Annotated in this window: 8 protein-coding genes; 7 read left to right on the top strand and 1 reads right to left on the bottom strand. The window is 64.8% G+C overall.

Annotated elements, in window-relative coordinates; all coding sequences use genetic code 11:
* Positions 1 to 147: 147 nt before the first annotated feature.
* From G6N53_RS28010 to G6N53_RS27990, 5 genes are all read left to right on the top strand, one after another.
* A complete protein-coding gene (locus tag G6N53_RS28010; protein ID WP_163894699.1) occupies positions 148 to 1,359 on the top strand; it encodes an acetyl-CoA C-acetyltransferase in 1,212 nt (403 codons plus the stop codon).
* Positions 1,360 to 1,370: 11 nt separating this feature from the next.
* A complete protein-coding gene (locus tag G6N53_RS28005; protein WP_163894697.1) occupies positions 1,371 to 3,518 on the top strand; it encodes a 3-hydroxyacyl-CoA dehydrogenase NAD-binding domain-containing protein in 2,148 nt (715 codons plus the stop codon).
* Positions 3,519 to 3,749: 231 nt separating this feature from the next.
* A complete protein-coding gene (locus G6N53_RS28000) occupies positions 3,750 to 5,018 on the top strand; it encodes a sensor domain-containing protein (protein ID WP_264064457.1) in 1,269 nt (422 codons plus the stop codon).
* Positions 5,019 to 5,267: 249 nt separating this feature from the next.
* Positions 5,268 to 6,239, top strand: a complete 972-nt coding sequence (locus G6N53_RS27995; protein ID WP_163894693.1) for a helix-turn-helix domain-containing protein — start codon at positions 5,268 to 5,270, stop codon at positions 6,237 to 6,239.
* Between the two features lie 38 nt (positions 6,240 to 6,277).
* Entirely contained in the window at positions 6,278 to 7,762 is a 1,485-nt protein-coding gene (locus tag G6N53_RS27990; protein ID WP_163894691.1) for a class I adenylate-forming enzyme family protein, read from the top strand.
* Positions 7,763 to 7,780: 18 nt separating this feature from the next.
* Here the strand turns inward: G6N53_RS27990 and G6N53_RS27985 are convergent, their stop codons facing one another.
* Positions 7,781 to 8,206: a pyridoxamine 5'-phosphate oxidase family protein gene (locus tag G6N53_RS27985; RefSeq protein WP_163894689.1), complete on the bottom strand. Its 426-nt coding sequence runs from the start codon at positions 8,204 to 8,206 to the stop codon at positions 7,781 to 7,783.
* Positions 8,207 to 8,300: 94 nt separating this feature from the next.
* Between G6N53_RS27985 and G6N53_RS27980 the strand changes: the two genes are divergently transcribed.
* The gene (locus tag G6N53_RS27980) at positions 8,301 to 9,293 is read left to right on the top strand and encodes an LLM class F420-dependent oxidoreductase (protein WP_163894687.1); all 993 of its coding nucleotides are present in this window, start codon (positions 8,301 to 8,303) and stop codon (positions 9,291 to 9,293) included.
* An 849-nt stretch (positions 9,294 to 10,142) separates the two neighbouring features.
* The gene (locus G6N53_RS27975; RefSeq protein WP_163894685.1) at positions 10,143 to 22,448 is read left to right on the top strand and encodes an Ig-like domain-containing protein; all 12,306 of its coding nucleotides are present in this window, start codon (positions 10,143 to 10,145) and stop codon (positions 22,446 to 22,448) included.

Below are 22,448 nucleotides of genomic sequence, written 5' to 3'. Positions count from 1 at the left end.
TTCGTGTCTGTTCGGCAGAAGTCGGCGCAGCAAACCCTCCCAACCAACGGGTTGGGTGAAGCTGCTAAGCTGCGGTCCAGAGGACTGTCCTCCCGCGGACCCACAGCATGGGGCCCGCACACCAACGTCAATAGGAGTGGGACACCGATGTCCGAAGAAGCCTTTATCTATGAGGCCATCCGCACCCCCCGCGGCAAGCAGCGGAACGGCTCGTTGAACGAGATCAAGCCCGTCAACCTGGTGGTCGGCCTGATCGAAGAAATGCGGTCGCGCTACCCCGACCTCGACGAGAACATGATCAGCGACCTCATCCTCGGCTGCGTCTCGCCCGTCGGCGACCAGGGCGGCGACATCGCCCGCACCGCCGGTCTGGTGGCCGGACTGCCGGAGACCACCGGCGGATTCCAGCTCAACCGGTTCTGCGCTTCCGGCCTGGAGGCCGTCAACCTGGGTGCGCAGAAGATTCGTTCCGGCTGGGACGACCTGGTGATCGCCGGTGGCGTCGAGTCGATGAGCCGCGTTCCGATGGGTTCCGACGGCGGCGCATGGGCCAGTGACCCCGAAACCAACTACCGCATCGGTTTCGTACCCCAGGGCATCGGCGCCGATCTGATCGCCACCATCGAGGGCTTCTCCCGGGAGGACGTCGACGCCTACGCCGCGCGCTCGCAGGACAGGGCCGCAGCGGCCTGGTCGGGCGGCTACTTCGCCAAGTCCGTCGTGCCGGTGAAGGACCAGAACGGTCTGGTGGTCCTCGACCACGACGAGCACATGCGTCCCGGGACCACCATCGAAAGCCTCGGCAAGCTGAAGACCGCCTTCGACGGTGTCGGGGCGATGGGTGGCTTCGACGACGTGGCGCTGCAGAAGTACCACTACGTCGAAAAGATCAACCACGTCCACACCGGCGGCAACAGCTCGGGCATCGTCGACGGCGCCGCACTCGTGCTGATCGGTTCAGAGAGTGCAGGAAGTGCTCAAAACCTGACTCCGCGCGCCCGGATCGTGGCCACCGCCACCAGCGGCGCCGACCCGGTCATCATGCTCACCGGTCCGACTCCGGCGACCCGCAAGGTGCTCGACCGAGCCGGTCTGACCGTCGACGACATCGATCTGTTCGAGCTCAACGAGGCGTTCGCCTCGGTGGTGCTGAAGTTCCAGAAAGACCTCAACATCCCCGACGAGAAACTCAACGTCAACGGTGGCGCCATCGCGATGGGGCACCCGCTCGGCGCCACCGGCGCCATGATCACCGGAACCATGGTCGACGAGCTCGAGCGCCGCGGCGCCCGACGTGCCCTGATCACGCTGTGCATCGGCGGCGGCATGGGCGTGGCCACCATCATCGAGCGCGTCTAGGAGATATGACCATGGCAGAGAACACCATTCAGTGGGACAAGGATGCCGACGGCATCGTCACCCTGACGCTGGACGACCCCACGGGTTCAGCAAACGTGATGAACGAGCACTACAAGGAATCCATGCACAAGGCTGTAGAGCGCCTTGTCGAGGAGAAGGATTCGATCACCGGCGTGGTGATCGCCAGCGCGAAGAAGACCTTCTTCGCCGGCGGTGACCTCAAGGGCATGATGAACGTCGGTCCGGACAATGCCGCCGAGTCGTTCGCCGAGGTCGAGTTCATCAAGGCCGACCTGCGCAAGCTGGAGACCCTCGGTGTGCCGGTTGTCGCCGCCATCAACGGCGCCGCGCTCGGCGGCGGTCTGGAGATCGCGCTGGCGTGCCACCACCGCATCGCCGCCGACGTCAAGGGCGTGGTCATCGGCCTGCCGGAAGTGACGTTGGGCCTGCTGCCGGGCGGTGGCGGCGTCGCCCGTACCGTCCGGATGTTCGGCATCCAGAAGGCGTTCATGGAGGTGCTCTCGCAGGGCACCCGCTTCAAGCCGGGCAAGGCCAAAGAGATCGGTCTGGTCGACGAATTGGTCGGCAGCGCCGAGGAATTGGTTCCCGCCGCGAAGGCATGGATCAAGGCCAACCCCGAGGCACACACGCAGCCGTGGGATCAGAAGGGTTACAAGATGCCCGGGGGCACGCCCTCGCACCCGGCACTCGCCGCGATCCTGCCCTCGTTTCCTGCGCTGCTCAAGAAGCAGCTCAAGGGTGCGCCGATGCCGGCGCCGCGCGCCATTCTGGACGCGGCGGTCGAAGGTGCGCAGGTAGATTTCGACACTGCCAGCCGCATCGAGAGCCGCTACTTCACCACGCTGGTCACAGGGCAGACCGCCAAGAACATGATCCAGGCGTTCTTCCTGGACTTGCAGACCATCAACGGCGGCGGCTCGCGTCCGGACGGCATCGGCAAGACGCCGATCACCAAGGTCGGTGTGCTGGGTGCGGGCATGATGGGCGCAGGCATCGCCTACGTCTCGGCCAAGGCGGGTTTCGACGTCGTGCTCAAGGACGTCAGCATCGAAGCCGCTGAAAAGGGCAAGAACTACTCGGAGAAGATCGAGGCGAAGGCCCTCGAGCGGGGCAAGACCACCGAGGAGAAATCCAAGGAACTGCTCGCCCGGATCACGCCGACGGCCGATGCCGCCGACCTCAAGGGGGTCGACTTCGTCATCGAGGCTGTCTTCGAGTCGGTTGAGCTGAAGCACAAGGTGTTCCAGGAGATCGAGGACATTGTCGAGCCCAACGCCGTTCTTGGCTCGAACACCTCCACGCTGCCGATCACCGGTCTGGCGACCGGCGTGAAGCGCCAGGAGGACTTCATCGGCATCCATTTCTTCTCGCCGGTCGACAAGATGCCGCTGGTGGAGATCATCAAGGGCGAGAAGACCTCCGACGAGGCGCTGGCTCGGGTGTTCGACTACACGCTGGCCATCGGCAAGACGCCGATCGTGGTGAACGACAGCCGCGGCTTCTTCACCAGCCGGGTCATCGGCACGTTCGTCAACGAGGCGCTGGCGATGCTCGGCGAGGGTGTCGCTCCGGCCAGCATCGAGCAGGCGGGTTCGCAGGCCGGCTACCCGGCACCGCCGCTGCAGCTCTCCGACGAGCTCAACCTCGAGCTTATGCAGAAGATCGCTGCGGCAACCCGTAAGGGCGTCGAGGATGCCGGCGGCACCTACGAGCCGCACCCGGCCGAGGCGGTCGTCAACAAGATGATCGAAATCGGGCGGCCGTCACGGCTCAAGGGTGCCGGGTTCTACGAATATGTCGACGGCAAGCGTGCCGGACTGTGGGAGGGGCTGGGCGAGACGTTCAACTCCGGATCGTCGACACCGCCGCTGCAGGACATGATCGACCGCATGCTGTTCGCCGAAGCGCTCGAGACCCAGAAGTGCCTCGACGAGGGCGTGCTCACGTCGACCGCTGATGCCAACATCGGGTCCATCATGGGGATCGGCTTCCCCCCGTACACCGGTGGTTCGGCGCAGTTCATCGTCGGATATCAGGGTGCGCTGGGCACGGGCAAGGACGCCTTCGTGGCGCGCGCCAAGGAGCTGGCCGCGAAGTACGGCGACCGCTTCACCCCGCCGGAGTCGCTGACCAAGTAATTGTTACCGCATGAGCCCCCGTGACGATTCCGTCGCGGGGGTTCGTGCGTTGGGTGCGTTGCCGCGCAAACTAGGGTCGAAGTGCTCTCTCGCCCACGATCTTGATTCGGCAGGATCATGAAAGGGCGGATCATCGTCAGGGTGGGGAGACGGCCATGCAACTCGGAGCGCGCTCGGCGTGCAGGCTTCATCTGCCCCACCGTGTCGCGCACGTGACGTCGGCTGTGCGCCATGGATAGAACCACGGCGAGTCGATCCGAGGAGCTGCGCCGGCTTCGATTGCTGATCGACCGGTTGCCCGCGCTGATCGGCTACTGGGATCGCGACCAGCACAATGTGGTGGCCAACCAGAGCTACGTCGACTACTTCGGAATGACTCCGGAGGAGATCCGGGGGCGTCACATCCGGGAGGTGCTGGGCGAGGACATCTACGCCCTGAATCTGCCCTATATCCAGGATGCACTCGCCGGCCGCGAGCAGTTGTTCGAGCGAACACTCACCGACCAACGGGGCGCGACGCGCTACACCCAGGCGTCGTATCTGCCCGACGTCGTCGACGGTGTTGTACGCGGTTTCTATGTCCAGGTCACCGACGTCACGGCACGGGTCGAGGCCGAACGTGCTCGCGACGAAGCAGTCCGGATGTACGAGATCAGCATCGCGAATGCGCCGTTCGGCAACGGCGTATTCGATACGAGCGGAACTGCGCTGCAGGTGAATTCGGCGCTGTGTGACCTGCTGGCCTGTTCCGTGGAGGACCTTGTCGGGTCCGACTTTGGCCGGTTCATTCATCCGGAGGATCTGCCGGCGGCCGAGGCCGACCGAATGGCGCTGGTTCGCGATCGTGAGCAGGTTTCCTCGGAAGGACGGTACGTGCGTCTGGACGGGAGGACGATCTGGATGCAACGCAATGCCGTGCTGGTACCGCACGCCCAGGGCGCGGATGATGTGATCGTCGCGCAGTTCCAGGACATCACCGCCCGTAAGCGGGCCGAAGCGGAGCTCGCCAGGATGGCGGTGACAGATCCGCTCACCGGCCTGAACAACCGCCACGCCTTGGAGGAGTGTGTACGGCACCACCGTGACACGGAGCTGGGGGCTTCGGTCGGCATCATCTTCGTCGACCTCGACGGCTTCAAGGAAGTCAACGACGCGCATGGGCACATGGCAGGCGATGCGGTGCTGATCGAAGCAGCGACCCGATTGGCGGCGGTCGTGCCGGCACCCGCCTCGGTGTACCGACTGGGTGGCGACGAATTCGTCGTCGTGGTGCCTTCAGCGGAATCAGAAACCGTCGTTTCTCGGCTCGCCACCCTCCTCGGCGAGGCGATGGACGGGCGCTATGAGGCTGCCGTCGTGCCGGTTACGCTCGCGGCTTCCGTCGGGAGCACCTACGGACCGGCCGCTGAGATCGAGAGGCTCCTGCGGATCGCGGATTCCAACATGTACCAACACAAGGCGCGGCGCCGTAGCGGCGGGGTGCTCAGCACGGAGTCGTGAGGCGTCCGGCGGCCTACCGCTTGACTCGCGCTGCCGAATCCGGTGACGGCGCGATGCCGTGTGCGAGTGCGTGCCCAGCGTCGACGCCGGCGGCGAACTCCCGCACAAGGCGAATGACGGTGCGAGTCAGCAGCTTCCGACGGGGTCGCTTCCAGCGAGTGGGTGCTTTGTGCAACATGTTCCCTATGCTGCCGGGTCGAACCCTGCGGGCACAGTGGCCCTGGTGCCACTCTCCGATAAGATAGTGCCATGCATACCGTTGCGATCCTCGCTTACGACGAGATGTCGGGTTTCGAGTCCGGCCTGGCGGCGGAGATCTTCGGAATGGCCGAGTTGTCCGCGATGTTCTCTGCGGGCATCCCCGCGCCCTGGTATTCGGTGAAGCTCTGCTCCGAGACCCCCGAGATCCGGTTGCTCGGCGGCGCGACGGTACGCACCTCGTACGGACTCGATGACCTCGCCGCCGCCGACACCGTCGTCGTCCCCAGCGTTCGCGATGTCGCGCAAACCACGTCGCCGGAACTGGTGGACGCGATCAAGGCAGCCGACGACCGGCAGGCCCGGCTGGTGTCGATCTGTTCGGGTGCCTTCGCGTTGGCCGCCGCCGGGGTTCTCGACGGCCGGACCGCAACCACCCACTGGATCTACGTGGACCTGCTTCGGCAGCGTTACCCGGGTGTCGACATCGATCCGGCACCGCTGTACGTCGACAACGGGCGGGTGCTCACCAGCGCGGGTTGTGCTGCGGGCCTGGATCTCTGTCTACACATCGTGCGGTCGGACCACGGGGCGCAGGTCGCCAACGATGTCGCGCGCCGCTTGGTGGTCTCACCGCACCGTGCCGGCGGACAGGCCCAGTACATCGAAACCCCGGTTCCCGAGCCTGCGGCTGATGGGCGGATCGCTGCAGGGATGGCCTGGGCGCTCGAGCACCTCGACACAACCATCACACTCGATGACCTCGCCTCCCGATCGGCGATGTCGCGACGCAGCTACCTGCGCCAGTTCGCCAAAGCGACCGGGACAACGCCGATCAAGTGGTTGATCGAGCAGCGGATCCGGGCCAGCCTCGCGCTGCTCGAGTCGTCCTCGTTCTCCGTCGAGCAGATCGCGGCGCGCGTCGGCTTCGACTCGCCGGTGACCTACCGGCATCACTTCGTGCGCCAGATGCACACCACGCCCAGCGATTACCGGAGTTGCTTCACCGGCGAAACCGGATAAGGCTGTTCACCCGGCCATTGGCACGCCACAATGGTTCGGTGCCCGAAAGCTTTACCGGAAGGTTCGCAGCAGGTCTTGCCAGTTACGGCGACCAGCCTTGCATCGAGTTCGAAGGGCGTTGGTACACCGGCGCTGACGTCACCGCCTATGCCGCAGCGATCGCGTCGGCTTTGGACGACGCCGGCGTAGCCGACGACGCTCCCGTCGGCCTGGTGGTCCGCAACCGGCTGCACCACGCCGCCGCGATCATCGGCTTCCTGGCCGCGGGCCGTCCGGTCTCGATGATCTACTCCTTCCAGTCGCCGGAAGCGATCGGTCGGGACATCGAGAAGCTCTCCATGTCGGCCGTCCTGGCCGACCCCGAGGACTGGAGCAGTGAGGTCATCGCAGCCGCCGGTCGCGCGGGCAGCGCAGGCATCGCGATCTCACTTGACGAGCCGGCCGTCGCCTCGGTCGAGGGCTTGGAGCGACTAGACAGGACCCGCCATCACGCCCGGTCCGAACCCGGTGTGGCACTCGAGATCCTGTCAAGTGGAACGACGGGGCCACCGAAAAGGCAGGCGCTCAGAGCTTCTGCCCTGGAACGGACGGTGTTCAGCGTCACCAGCGGTGAAGCGGCGTCACCGGCTGCGCCTCCGGAGTTCGCGTACTGGCAGTTCGGCGGCATCGGGGTGTGCCAGTTGATCGCCGGGGTCTACAACGGCCGCCGGATCGCGATGCTCGAACGCTTCACGGTGGACGGCTGGGTCGAGGCGATCAAGAAGCACCGCATCACCCGTGGCGGTGTGCAGCCTGCGGTGATTCGAATGCTGCTCGACGCCGACGTGCCCAAAGAAGATCTCGCGTCGCTGGAGTGCCTGATCAGCGCATCGGGACCGCTGGACCCGGAGACTCGCGACGAGTTCGAGCATCGCTACGGCATTCCGATCCGGTTGGCCTACGGGGCAACCGAATTCGCCGGGTCGCTGTGTGCGTGGACTCCGGAGATGCTCCGCGATTTCGGTGAGTCCAAGCGCAACAGTGTGGGCCGTGCGCTGCACGACACCGAATTACGTGTAGTCGACCCGGAGACCGGCACCGTGCTGGCTGCCGGTCGGCAGGGGTTGCTGGAGGCCAAGGTGGCTCCGCTGGGCCCGGACTGGATTCGCACCACCGATATCGCCAGCATCGACACCGACGGCTTCGTGACATTGCACGGCAGGGCCGACGGTGCGATCAACCGCGGAGGATTCAAGGTATTGCCGGAAACAGTCCGGAAAGTCCTGATTTCGCACCCCGGTATCCGCGACGCCTGTGTGGTGGGTGTACCCGACGTTCGCCTCGGGCAGGTGCCATTTGCCGCAGTCGAGGTCGCCGCAGGCAACGACCCACCCTCGGCCGACGAACTCGAAGAGCTGGTGCGTCACTCACTGCCGGCGTACAACGTGCCGGTGGCCTTTGCGGTCGTCGACGCATTGCCGCGAAATCCCGCTCTGAAGGTGAGCCTGCCGGACGTCGCTGAGCTCTACCTCGACAGCACTTAGCGTTTGTTGCGGAAGGTGCTACACCGCACCGAGATCGGCCGACAACCAGTGTTCGGGTTGGACGAACACTGCCACGCTGTCGCCGTGCTCACGCCGCGCAAACTCCAGGTAGGGCTCAACCGCCTCTGGCGCGAGGTAGCGCTTGGTCATCTCTACGAGTTGGTCGTCTGTACCCGGTTCGATACGGAGGACGGGACCGTCAACCGCGACGTAGCGCACGGTGGGCTCCACGCGTTCGACCATCAGCGACAGGAAGCCACTGGATTCGATCAACCGGTGTTTGCGCGAACCTTTCCCGGTGATGAACCACGGGGTACCGCCCGGGGCGTATTGGTACCAGATGGGCACGGTGAGTGGGCCCCGATCCGTGCCGGCGTTGACAGAAAGTGCCGCTACATGTGGTTCGGCGAGGAACTGTTCTCGTTCATCCTTCGAAAGTGCCATGAAGGCACGCTACCGACGGAGTGCGACAGATTTCGGGCGTTCGCCCCGGGATCCACAGCCCAGAACTGTGCCAACACCTCTAAAGTCGGACGACATGCGCTTCGGACTCTTCATCCCTCAAGGTTGGCGGCTGGACCTGGTCGGCATCGACCCCGGCGACCAATGGCGGGTGATGTCGGATCTCGCCACCCACGTCGACGAGGGCGGGGTATGGGACTCACTGTGGGTGTACGACCACTTCCATACGGTCCCGATGCCGACGGACGAGGCCACCCACGAGGCGTGGTCGCTGATGGCTGCGTTCGCCGCCACCACGTCGACGGTCAAGTTGGGCCAGATGTGCACGGCGATGAGCTACCGCAACCCTGTCTACCTCGCCAAAGTCGCAGCGACCGTCGACATCATCTCGGGAGGCCGAGTCCAGATGGGGATCGGCGGCGGCTGGTACGAACACGAATGGCGCGCCTATGGATACGGTTTTCCCTCGGCCGGTGTCCGGCTGGCGCGACTCGACGAAGGTGTGCAGATCATGCGGGCCGCTTGGCGTGACGGGATGGTCACGTTCGACGGCAAACACTATCAGGCAGACGGTGCGGTCGTGGCGCCCAAACCGCTACAGGACGGCGGTCTCCCGCTGTGGATCGCCGGCGGCGGCGAGAAGGTCACGCTGCGCATCGCCGCCAAATACGCCCAGTACACGAACTTCACGTCGGAACCGGACGGGTTCGCCCACAAGTCCGAGGTGCTCGCCGCCCATTGCCGGGAGGAGGGTACCGATTTCGGGGCGATCGTCCGCTCGGCGAACGTCAACGTCGTGACCGGCGCCACCGAGTCGGACGTCAAGGACCGGCTCGCTCGGGTGCGATCCCGCATCGGCGGACTCACTGGGGACGCCGCCGCGGACGCCATGCTGAAATCGATGAGCACACCCCAGTCCGGCAGCGGCACCCCGGAGCAACTCGTCGAGGCGCTGCAGAAGCTCCGCGACCTGGGCTGCGAATACGTGATCTGCTACTGCCCCGAGGCGGCCTATGACCGTTCTGGCCTCGAGTTGTTCGAACGCGAGGTCATCCCCGCGTTGGCGTGACGGGTAGCCCCTCGCGGGCGGCCCCCAGCCCATAGAGCGGGCAAACCTGTATACCGACGGGATGTCCTGATCTCAGGCAGTGCCGGGCGGTGGCGCTGGACTTGCGCTTGCCCGTCCACTCGCGGTGCCACCGCGTCCCGGCAAGCAAGTTGACGGATATCGAGCAGGTGAACTACGGCGGTTGCAGCGTGAACGATCCGGGGCGGTCGCGAACTCGGATGCCAGATGGGTTGCCGGTGTTTCGCGGGACTTGGCTCTTGACCGCATGTTCCTGGAGCGGGGCCCGCCCGGTGGGTCCGCGATCGGTCGCCGTAGGACGCATGGCTACTTTTTCGTTCACGCAAATTTGCTATCAGGGAGAGCTTGCCGACGTGTTCCCAGTTCATCGCCTTTGGCGTCTCGAAAAATCATTGCCTTTTTAGTTGCTTCCGAAAATAAATCGGCAAACACAGTGATGAAAATCACTTTGTTGCCCTAGGCTCAAGATTGTGGAGCCGCCGACAAGCGACGCGGCACGCATCAGCAAACCTGCATTGGTGGGCACGGAAAGTCGGGGAGCGGCAATGACGCTGCGTGTGTACTTGGTGGGCAACCTACGCGCAAGGTCCCCGCAACGCCAATTTCTTCTCCTTTTATAGGGGCCTGCGCGAATACAGCCGGTGGGGGATCGCAGGCAGAGCAAACGGAGGATCAGGTATGTGTGCGACCCCGGCTCGTCATCGTGCCCAGTACGGGAAGTCTGCTGACACTGAACGGGAGTTCTGGGCGGCGAGGGGCCTCGTCACCGTCGATGGACGGGGCGGCACCGCCAGACATGCGCGCAGGGCGCCGTCAAAATACGCGCTCCATGTGGGCCGAGTGGGTGCGCTGGCCGTCTCGCTGGGCGTCGGCCTGGCGGTCGCCAACTCATCCGGGGTGGCCTATGCGGACACCGACTCCGAATCGGTGTCCGCAGGAACCAATGCCGACAGTGATGCGCCGGGACCGCGAAAGAAGCGCGACCGTAACGCCGGTGAGTCGAGCGAGACCTCATCAGACAGCGATTCTCAGGCCGACGACGCCTCGGACAGCGATAGCCCGGACGGCGACATCTCCGACGGCGACATCTCGGACGACGACGCGCCCGCGGACGGTGACGAGTCGAGCGAGGAGGATGCCGGGGTTCCCGTTGATGAGGAGGATGTAGACGCTGCCGACCCCGTCGACGTCGCAGAACCCCCGGTCGAGGAGTCTGCGGAAGTTCCCGCAGCCTCTGACGACGTAGCCGCCGCACCGTCGGCGACGGACGACGCCCTGACGACGGGCGCCGAGGAACCTGTCGTGAATCCTGAGGAGTCCGTAGCCGACGATGAAGCCGACATGTCGCTCGACTCCGACCCGGGCACGCTCGTCGATGCTGATGCGGAATCCCAGAGCGACGTAGCCGTGGTTGATGTGATCGCAAGCGAAACTGCGGTCAAAGAGGCGATTGTCGCTGCGCCATCCGAGCAGACCGTCGAATCTGTCGACATCGTCTCAGCGCTCGTGGCTGGTGTGGTGTCGCCGTTCGCAGATCCGGCGACTCCTGCGCAGGCCCCCTGGTTCGACGCGTTGTTGGCGTGGGTGCGCCGTCAGATCACTCACACATTCTTCAACAAGTCTCCGGTTGTCGGTCAGGTGACAACGGAGCAGATCCTCACCGGGCAACTGCTCGTCGACGTTCCGGCTTCCGATCCGAACGGTGACCCGTTGACGTACACCATCGTGCAGCCGGAGCACGGCTTGGTCGTTCGAGATCCGCTCACTGGCAAGTTTGTCTACACGCCGACCTCTGTAGTCACGGGTGAACCATTGCAGGACACCTTCGAGGTTGTCATCAGTGACTCGTCGGAGCACCTCACGGGCATTTGCGGCCTGATTCAAGGCGTCTTTCACGGGATCTTCCGGGCTATCGGACTCGCGCAGCCCGATGAAGTGACCGTCACGATCCCGGTGACGGTCAACCCACTCGTGGAACTGGCGCCGGTGGTGGTTGTCACCCCTGTCGCGGCAGGCACGACCGATTCGGCGATCACAGTTTCGCCGATACTGGTGATCACCGACTTGGATTCCGACGAGTTGAGCTCCGCCACAGTGACTCTCGGTAATCCCGATTCAGGGCCCGTCTTGAGTCATGGGGCGTTGCCCACCGGGGTGACTGCGGCCTATGCCGATGGCGTGTTGACGTTCACCGGCGCGGCGTCGGTGGCGGAGTATCAGCAACTTTTGCAGTCGGTGACGTTGACGTCGCCGGTCACCGCGATTGAAACGGTGTCCTTCCAGGTTGTCGACGACCAGGATCAGCCCAGCATTCCGGTCGGCACCCTGGTGACGGTGGTCGGGTTGCCGGTGGAGGTGCCGCCGTTGGTGGTGGTGTCGCCGGTGGCGGCTGGCACGACGGGTTCGGCGATCACGGTGTCGCCGATTGTGGTGATCACGGATCTGGATTCTGATGACCTCGGTTCGGCGACAGTGACGGTCAGCAATTCGGCGGCCGGTGATGTCCTTAGTTACGGGGCGTTGCCGGCGGATGTGTCGGCGAGTGTGTCGGGTGGGGTGTTGACGTTCACCGGGTCGGCGACTGTCGCGGAATATCGGGCGTTGTTGGAGTCGGTGACGTTGACCTCGGCGGAGGCGGGGTTGAAGTCGGTCAGTTTCGCGGTGGTCGATGCGGACGGGAACGCGTCGACGGTGCCTGCGGCCACGGTGGTGACGGTGGTCGGGTTGCCGGTGGAGGTGCCGCCGTTGGTGGTGGTGTCGCCGGTGGCGGCTGGCACGACGGGTTCGGCGATCACGGTGTCGCCGATTGTGGTGATCACGGATCTGGATTCTGATGACCTCGGTTCGGCGACAGTGACGGTCAGCAATTCGGCGGCCGGTGATGTCCTTAGTTACGGGGCGTTGCCGGCGGATGTGTCGGCGAGTGTGTCGGGTGGGGTGTTGACGTTCACCGGGTCGGCGACTGTCGCGGAATATCGGGCGTTGTTGGAGTCGGTGACGTTGACCTCGGCGGAGGCGGGGTTGAAGTCGGTCAGTTTCGCGGTGGTCGATGCGGACGGGAACGCGTCGACGGTGCCTGCGGCCACGGTGGTGACGGTGGTCGGGTTGCCGGTGGAGGTACCGCCGTTGGTGCTGGTGTCGCCGGTGGCGGCTGGCACGACGGATTCGGCGATCACGGTGTCTCCGATCGTGGTGATCACCGACCTGGATTCCGATGAGTTGAACTCGGCGACGGTGACGTTGGGTGGCGCCACCGATGGTGATGTGTTCGGCTGGGGTTCACTGCCCACCGATGTGTCGGCGGCCGTGGCTAGTGGGGTGTTGACGTTCACCGGGTCGGCGACCGCGGCGGAGTATCAGGCGTTGTTGGAGTCGGTGACGTTGACCTCCAATGATGCTGGGATCAAGACGGTCAGTTTCGCGGTGGTCGACGCCGACGGCAACCCGAGTGTGGTGCCGGCGATCAGTGTGGTGACGGTGGTGGGGGTGCCGGGAGCCTCGCTGGCTCCGGTGGTGGTGGCCACCCCGGTCGCAGCGGGCACGACCGGCTCGGCGATCACGGTGTCTCCGATCGTGGTGATCACCGATCTGGATTCTGATGACCTCGGTTCGGCGACGGTCACTCTCAACGATGCGGGTGTGGGGGATTCGTTCGGCTGGGGAACCCTGCCGACGGATGTGTCGGCGAGTGTGTCGGGTGGGGTGTTGACGTTCACCGGGTCGGCGACAGCGGCGGAGTATCAGCAGCTTTTGCAGTCGGTGACGTTGACCTCGGCTGATGCGGGGATCAAGACGGTCACCTTCGCGGTCGTCGATGCCGACGGCAATGAGTCGCTGGTGCCCGCGGTTTCGGTGGTGACGGTGGTCGGGGTGCCGGGAGCCTCGCTGGCTCCAGTCGTGGTGGCCACCCCGGTCGCGGCCGGCACAACGGATGCAGAGATCACGATCAGCCCGGTGGTCGTGATCACCGACCTGGATTCTGATGACCTCGGTTCGGCCACAGTGACGTTGGGTGGCGCCGCTGGTGGTGACGTTCTTGGTTACGGAACCCTGCCGACCGATGTGACCGCGAGTGTGGTTGGTGGGGTGTTGACGTTCACTGGGGCGGCGACAGCGGCGGAGTATCAGCAGCTTTTGCAGTCGGTGACGTTGACCTCGGCGGATGCGGGGATCAAGACGGTCACCTTCGCGGTCGTCGATGCCGACGGTAATGAATCGCTGGTGCCCGCGGTTTCGGTGGTGACGGTGGTCGGGGTGCCGGGAGCCTCGCTGGCTCCAGTGGTGGTGGCCACGCCGGTGGCGGCGGGCACGACGGATGCAGAGATCACGATCAGCCCGGTGGTGGTGATCACCGATCTCGACTCTGATGACCTCGGTTCGGCGACAGTCACTCTCAACGATGCGGGTGCGGGGGATTCCTTCGGGTGGGGTTCGTTGCCGACCGATGTGTCGGCGATTGTCTCGGGTGGGGTGTTGACGTTCACCGGTGCGGCGACAGCGGCGGAGTATCAGCAGCTTTTGCAGTCGGTGACGTTGACCTCGGCTGAGGCGGGGATCAAGACGGTCAGTTTCGCGGTGGTCGATGCCGACGGTAATGAGTCGTTGGTGCCGGCGATCAGTGCGGTGACGGTGGTCGGGGTGCCGGGAGCCTCGGTGGCTCCGGTGGTGGTGGCCACCCCGGTCGCAGCGGGCACGACCGATTCAGAAATCACCGTGTCTCCGATCGTGGTGATCACCGACCTCGACTCTGATGAGTTGAACTCGGCGACGGTGACGTTGGGTGGCGCCACCGATGGTGATGTGTTCGGCTGGGGTTCGCTGCCGACGGATGTGTCGGCGAGTGTGGTTGGTGGGGTGTTGACGTTCACTGGGGCGGCGACAGCGGCCGAGTATCAGCAGCTTTTGCAGTCGGTGACGTTGACCTCCGCGGAGGCGGGGATCAAGACGGTCACCTTCGCGGTCGTCGATGCCGACGGCAATGAATCGCTGGTGCCCGCGGTTTCGGTGGTGACGGTGGTCGGGGTGCCGGGAGCCTCGGTGGCTCCGGTGGTGGTGGCCACCCCGGTCGCGGCCGGCGCAACGGGTTCGGCGATCACGATCAGTCCGGTGGTGGTGATCACCGATCTCGACTCTGATGACCTCGGTTCGGCGACGGTCACTCTCAACGATGCGGGTGTGGGGGATTCGTTCGGGTGGGGCACCCTGCCGACCGATGTGTCGGCGAGTGTGTCGGGTGGGGTGTTGACGTTCACCGGGGCGGCCACGGCGGCGGAGTATCAGCAGCTTTTGCAGTCGGTGACGTTGACCTCGGCGGATGCGGGGATCAAGACGGTCACCTTCGCGGTGGTCGATGGCGACGGTAATGAGTCGTTGGTTCCGGCGATCAGTGTGGTGACGGTGGTCGGGGTGCCGGGAGCCTCGCTGGCTCCAGTCGTGGTGGCCACCCCGGTCGCGGCCGGCACGACGGGTTCGGCGATCACGATCAGTCCGGTGGTGGTGATCACCGACCTCGACTCTGATGAGTTGAACTCGGCGACGGTGACGTTGGGTGGCGCCACCGATGGTGATGTGTTCGGCTGGGGTTCGCTGCCGACGGATGTGTCGGCGAGTGTGGTTGGTGGGGTGTTGACGTTCACTGGGGCGGCGACAGCGGCGGAGTATCAGGCGTTGTTGGAGTCGGTGACGTTGACCTCCGCGGAGGCGGGGATCAAGACGGTCACGTTTGCCGTCGTCGATGCCGACGGTAACCCGAGTGTGGTTCCGGCGATCAGCGTGGTGACGGTGGTCGGGGTGCCGGGAGCCTCGCTGGCTCCAGTCGTGGTGGCCACCCCGGTCGCGGCCGGCACAACGGATTCGGCGATCACGATCAGCCCGGTGGTGGTGATCACCGACCTGGATTCCGGTGAGTTGAACTCGGCGACAGTCACTCTCAACGATGCGGGTGTGGGAGATTCGTTCGGGTGGGGCACCCTGCCGACGGATGTGTCGGCGAGTGTGGTTGGTGGGGTGTTGACGTTCACCGGTGCGGCGACAGCGGCGGAGTATCAGGCGTTGTTGGAGTCGGTGACGTTGACCTCGGCTGAGGCGGGGATCAAGACGGTCACCTTCGCGGTGGTCGATGGCGACGGTAATGAGTCGCTGGTGCCGGCGATCAGTGTGGTGACGGTGGTCGGGGTGCCGGGAGCCTCGCTGGCTCCGGTGGTGGTGGCCACCCCGGTCGCGGCCGGCACAACGGGTTCGGCGATCACGATCAGTCCGGTGGTGGTGATCACCGACCTCGACTCTGATGAGTTGAACTCGGCGACGGTCACTCTCAACGATGCGGGTGTGGGGGATTCGTTCGGCTGGGGTTCGCTGCCGACCGATGTGTCGGCGAGTGTGTCGGGTGGGGTGTTGACGTTCACCGGGGCGGCCACGGCGGCGGAGTATCAGCAGCTTTTGCAGTCGGTGACGTTGACCTCGGCGGAGGCGGGGATCAAGACGGTCACCTTCGCGGTGGTCGATGGCGACGGTAATGAGTCGTTGGTTCCGGCGATCAGTGTGGTGACGGTGGTGGGGGTGCCGGGAGCCTCGGTGGCTCCGGTGGTGGTGGCCACCCCGGTCGCGGCCGGCACGACGGGTTCGGCGATCACGATCAGCCCGGTGGTGGTGATCACCGACCTGGATTCTGATGACCTCGCTTCGGCGACAGTCACTCTCAACGATGCGGGTGTGGGAGATTCGTTCGGATGGGGCACCCTGCCGACCGATGTGTCGGCGAGTGTGTCGGGTGGGGTGTTGACGTTCACCGGTGCGGCGACAGCGGCGGAGTATCAGCAGCTTTTGCAGTCGGTGACGTTGACGTCCAGTGATGCGGGGATCAAGACGGTCACGTTCGCCGTCGTCGATGCCGACGGTAATGAATCGCTGGTGCCGGCGATCAGTGTGGTGACGGTGGTCGGGGTGCCGGGAGCCTCGCTGGCTCCGGTGGTGGTGGCCACCCCGGTCGCGGCCGGCACGACGGATTCGGCGATCACGATCAGCCCGGTGGTGGTGATCACCGACCTGGATTCTGATGACCTCGGTTCGGCGACGGTCACTCTCAACGATGCGGGTGCGGGGGATTCGTTCGGCTGGGGCACCCTGCCGACCGATGTGTCGGCGAGTGTGGTTGGTGGGGTGTTGACGTTCACCGGTGCGGCGACAGCGGCGGAGTATCAGCAGCTTTTGCAGTCGGTGACGTTGACCTCGGCTGAGGCGGGGATCAAGACGGTCACGTTCGCCGTGGTCGATGCCGACGGTAATGAATCGCTGGTGCCGGCGATCAGTGTGGTGACGGTGGTCGGGGTGCCGGGAGCCTCGCTGGCTCCGGTGGTGGTGGCCACCCCGGTCGCGGCCGGCACGACGGATTCGGAAATCACGGTGTCTCCGGTGGTCGTGATCACCGATCTCGACTCCGATGACCTCGGTTCGGCGACAGTCACTCTCAACGATGCGGGTGCGGGAGATTCGTTCGGCTGGGGTTCACTGCCCACCGATGTGTCGGCGAGTGTGGTTGGTGGGGTGTTGACGTTCACCGGGGCGGCGACAGCGGCCGAGTATCAGCAGCTTTTGCAGTCGGTGACGTTGACCTCGGCGGAGGCGGGGATCAAGACGGTCACCTTCGCGGTCGTCGATGCCGACGGCAATGAATCGCTGGTGCCCGCGGTTTCGGTGGTGACGGTGGTCGGGGTGCCGGGAGCGTCGCTGGCTCCAGTCGTGGTGGCCACCCCGGTCGCGGCCGGCACGACGGATGCAGAGATCACGATCAGCCCGGTGGTCGTGATCACCGATCTCGACTCCGATGACCTCGGTTCGGCGACAGTCACTCTCAACGATGCGGGTGTGGGAGATTCGTTCGGCTGGGGCACCCTGCCGACGGATGTGTCGGCGAGTGTGGTTGGTGGGGTGTTGACGTTCACCGGGGCGGCGACAGCGGCCGAGTATCAGCAGCTTTTGCAGTCGGTGACGTTGACCTCGGCGGATGCGGGGATCAAGACGGTCACCTTCGCGGTCGTCGATGCCGACGGCAATGAATCGCTGGTGCCCGCGGTTTCGGTGGTGACGGTGGTCGGGGTGCCGGGAGCGTCGCTGGCTCCAGTCGTGGTGGCCACGCCGGTGGCGGCGGGCACGACGGATGCAGAGATCACGATCAGCCCGGTGGTCGTGATCACCGATCTCGACTCTGATGACCTCGGTTCGGCGACGGTCACTCTCAACGATGCGGGTGCGGGGGATTCGTTCGGCTGGGGCACCCTGCCGACGGATGTGTCGGCGAGTGTGTCGGGTGGGGTGTTGACGTTCACCGGGACGGCGACAGCGGCGGAGTATCAGCAGCTTCTGCAGTCGGTGACGTTGACCTCGGCGGATGCGGGGATCAAGACGGTCACCTTCGCGGTGGTCGACGCCGACGGCAACCCGAGTGTGGTTCCGGCGATCAGCGTGGTGACGGTGGTCGGGGTGCCGGGAGCCTCGCTGGCTCCAGTCGTGGTGGCCACCCCGGTCGCGGCCGGCACAACGGATTCGGCGATCACGATCAGCCCGGTGGTGGTGATCACCGACCTGGATTCTGATGACCTCGGTTCGGCGACAGTCACTCTCAACGATGCGGGTGCGGGGGATTCGTTCGGCTGGGGTTCGTTGCCCACCGATGTGACCGCGAGTGTGGTTGGTGGGGTGTTGACGTTCACCGGGACGGCAACAGTCGCCGAGTATCAGCAGCTTTTGCAGTCGGTGACGTTGACCTCGGCTGAGGCGGGGATCAAGACGGTCACGTTCGCGGTGGTCGACGCCGACGGCAACCCGAGTGTGGTTCCGGCGATCAGCGTGGTGACGGTGGTGGGGGTGCCGGGAGCCTCGCTGGCTCCAGTCGTGGTGGCCACCCCGGTCGCGGCCGGCACAACGGATTCGGCGATCACGATCAGCCCGGTGGTGGTGATCACCGACCTGGATTCCGGTGAGTTGAACTCGGCGACAGTCACTCTCAACGATGCGGGTGTGGGAGATTCGTTCGGGTGGGGCACCCTGCCGACGGATGTGTCGGCGAGTGTGGTTGGTGGGGTGTTGACGTTCACTGGGGCGGCGACAGCGGCGGAGTATCAGGCGTTGTTGGAGTCGGTGACGTTGACCTCGGCGGAGGCGGGGATCAAGACGGTCACCTTCGCGGTCGTCGATGCCGACGGCAATGAATCGCTGGTGCCCGCGGTTTCGGTGGTGACGGTGGTCGGGGTGCCGGGAGCGTCGCTGGCTCCAGTCGTGGTGGCCACCCCGGTCGCGGCCGGCACGACGGATTCGGAAATCACCGTGTCTCCGGTGGTGGTGATCACCGACCTCGACTCTGATGAGTTGAACTCGGCGACAGTCACTCTCAACGATGCGGGTGTGGGGGATTCGTTCGGCTGGGGCACCCTGCCGACGGATGTGTCGGCGAGTGTGGTTGGTGGGGTGTTGACGTTCACCGGGGCGGCGACAGCGGCGGAGTATCAGCAGCTTTTGCAGTCGGTGACGTTGACCTCGGCGGATGCGGGGATCAAGACGGTCACCTTCGCGGTCGTCGATGCCGACGGTAATGAATCGCTGGTGCCCGCGGTTTCGGTGGTGACGGTGGTCGGGGTGCCGGGAGCCTCGCTGGCTCCGGTGGTGGTGGCCACGCCGGTGGCGGCGGGCACGACGGATGCAGAGATCACGATCAGCCCGGTGGTCGTGATCACCGATCTCGACTCTGATGACCTCGGTTCGGCGACGGTCACTCTCAACGATGCGGGTGCGGGAGATTCCTTCGGGTGGGGAACCCTGCCGACCGATGTGACCGCGAGTGTGGTTGGTGGGGTGTTGACGTTCACCGGGGCGGCGACAGCGGCCGAGTATCAGCAGCTTTTGCAGTCGGTGACGTTGACCTCCGCGGAGGCGGGGATCAAGACGGTCACCTTCGCGGTCGTCGATGCCGACGGCAATGAATCGCTGGTGCCCGCGGTTTCGGTGGTGACGGTGGTCGGGGTGCCGGGAGCCTCGCTGGCTCCGGTGGTGGTGGCCACCCCGGTCGCGGCCGGCGCAACGGGTTCGGCGATCACGATCAGTCCGGTGGTGGTGATCACCGATCTCGACTCTGATGACCTCGGTTCGGCGACAGTCACTCTCAACGATGCGGGTGCGGGAGATTCCTTCGGGTGGGGAACCCTGCCGACCGATGTGACCGCGAGTGTGTCGGGTGGGGTGTTGACGTTCACCGGTGCGGCGACAGCGGCCGAGTATCAGCAGCTTTTGCAGTCGGTGACGTTGACCTCCGCGGAGGCGGGGATCAAGACGGTCACCTTCGCGGTCGTCGATGCCGACGGCAATGAATCGCTGGTGCCCGCGGTTTCGGTGGTGACGGTGGTCGGGGTGCCGGGAGCCTCGGTGGCTCCGGTGGTGGTGGCCACCCCGGTCGCGGCCGGCGCAACGGGTTCGGCGATCACGATCAGTCCGGTGGTGGTGATCACCGATCTCGACTCTGATGACCTCGGTTCGGCGACAGTCACTCTCAACGATGCGGGTGCGGGAGATTCGTTCGGGTGGGGCACCCTGCCGACCGATGTGTCGGCGAGTGTGTCGGGTGGGGTGTTGACGTTCACCGGTGCGGCGACAGCGGCGGAGTATCAGCAGCTTTTGCAGTCGGTGACGTTGACCTCGGCGGATGCGGGGATCAAGACGGTCACCTTCGCGGTGGTCGATGGCGACGGTAATGAGTCGTTGGTGCCGGCGATCAGTGCGGTGACGGTGGTCGGGGTGCCGGGAGCCTCGCTGGCTCCGGTGGTGGTGGCCACTCCGGTCGCGGCCGGCGCAACGGGTTCGGCGATCACGATCAGTCCGGTGGTGGTGATCACCGATCTCGATTCTGATGACCTCGGTTCGGCGACAGTCACTCTCAACGATGCGGGTGCGGGGGATTCGTTCGGCTGGGGTTCGTTGCCCACCGATGTGACGGCCAGTGTGGCTGGTGGGGTGTTGACGTTCACCGGGACGGCAACAGTCGCCGAGTACCAGCAGCTTCTGCAGTCGGTGACGTTGACCTCGACCGACGCAGGAATCAAGACGGTCACCTTCGCCGTGGTCGACGCCGACGGTAACCCCAGTTTGGTGCCTGCGATCAGCACGGTCACTGTCGTCGGATTGCCGGGTGCTACCAGCCCGACCGTGCTGACATCGGTGATCAACGTTTCCTATACCGCCGGGTCTTCAGGTGTCCCGGTTGATTCCGGTCTCATCGTCCTCGATGCGGATTCCACGACGATGACCGGTGCGACGGTGACGATCACCGATCCGGCAGCGGGCGACGTGCTGACCTATGGCTCGCTGCCCGACGGTGTCACCGCTGACTTTGATTCTGGAGTATTGATTTTCGAGGGCAGCGCCTCGGTCAGCGAGTACCAGCAACTTCTGCGGTCGGTGACCTTCTCGACGGACGCATCAGCACTGGCGACGATCAAGACCATCTCGTTCACGATCACCGACGACCAGAACGGCGTCAGTGCACCTGGCGTGGTCGCAGTCACCGTCCTGTCGCTGCCTATCCTCGCGACACCGGTCGTGGTCACCTCGGTAGCCAATGTCGGCTATACGGCCGGTGATTCGGCTATCCCAGTTGATCCCGGGCTGGTGTTGCTGGACGCAGACTCGACGAACATGTCCGGTGCTGTGGTGTCGATCGTGGGCGGCGCCGCGGTCGGCGAAACCCTCGATTTCACACCGCAGGCGGGCATCAACGGCAGTTACAATTCAGGCGTCCTCACGTTCGACGGAGACGCCTCGGTGGCGGCGTACCAACAGGTGTTGCGATCAGTGACGTTCTCGACCAACTCCGATGCACTGGCGACCATCAAGTCCATCTCATTCGTGGTCACCGACGACCAGGACAATGTCAGCGGCACAGGTTTTGTCGCCGTGACGGTCGTGACGTCGCCACTGCAGATCCCGCCACTGGTGACGACCTCGGTGGTCAATGTCTCTTACACCGCAGGCGACGGCGCCATCACCGTGGATCCGGCGGTCGGCGTCCTCGATCTCGATTCGACTGACCTCGACGGCGCGACGGTCAAGATCACCGGCGGGTTCGCCCCGGGAGATACGTTGACTTTCACTGAGCCGGAGGGAATTACCGGTGATTACGACGAAGTCACCGGCACGCTGACCTTCACGGGCACGGAATCGATCGCCAAATACGAGGAGGCTTTGCGGTCGGTCCAGTTGTCGACGAGCGCATCGGCGCTGGCAACCATAAAGACGGTTTCGTTCGCCGTAGTGGACGCCGAGGGGATGTCGAGCCTGCCAGGCACCGTCGCGGTGACTGTGTTGGCCGCACCGGTCAATTTGGCGCCATTGGTGGTGACGACTGTGGTGGGCCCGATCTACACCGCCGGGAACACCGCAGTGACCGTTGATTCGCTTGTCAGTCTGGCCGACCTCGATTCGACCGACATGGCAGGCGCCACGGTGACGATAAACGGCGGTCTCACGACCGGTGATGTCCTGACGTTCACACCGCCGGAGGGCAGCCTGATCACCGGTGATTACGACAGCGTGACCGGCACGCTGACCCTGTCGGGAACCGGAACCCTCGAGCAGTATCAGGAAGCCCTGCGATCGGTCACATACGCATCCAGTGGGGTCTTGCTGGCTTCGGTCAAGGCCATCGCTTTTGCGGTCACTGATTCCGAAGGGGCAACGAGTGTGCCGGGACTGGTCTCGCTGACGGTCGTGGCAAACACGCCGCCGCTACTCACCACCGCGTTGCTTGGCACCTACGTCAACGGGACCGCGCCGCAACTCTTGAGCCCAGGCCTCGCCACGCTCATCGTCGACGAATCGTCGTTCCTGCAGAATGCGGTCGTCACGATCGCAAACCCCGAAAACGACACGTTGTCCTTCACTCCGACCGGGGCGATCACTGGCAACTACAGCGGGGGCGTGCTGACGTTGACCGGACTGGGCACCGTCGCCGAGTACGAAACCGTACTTCGGTCGGTCAGATTCTCCTCGAGCGGACTCTTCCAAACCGGTGTGCGCTCGATAACGTTTGTCACACAAGACCAACAAGGCCTCAACAGCAATGAGACACTACTTTTGTTGACCGTGATCCTCTGA

It is taken from the genome of Mycolicibacterium hippocampi, assembly GCF_010723735.1.
Classification (GTDB): domain Bacteria; phylum Actinomycetota; class Actinomycetes; order Mycobacteriales; family Mycobacteriaceae; genus Mycobacterium; species Mycobacterium hippocampi.
The sequence above is the reverse complement of the archived record's forward strand: the minus strand, read 5'-3'. Positions and strand labels throughout refer to the sequence as shown.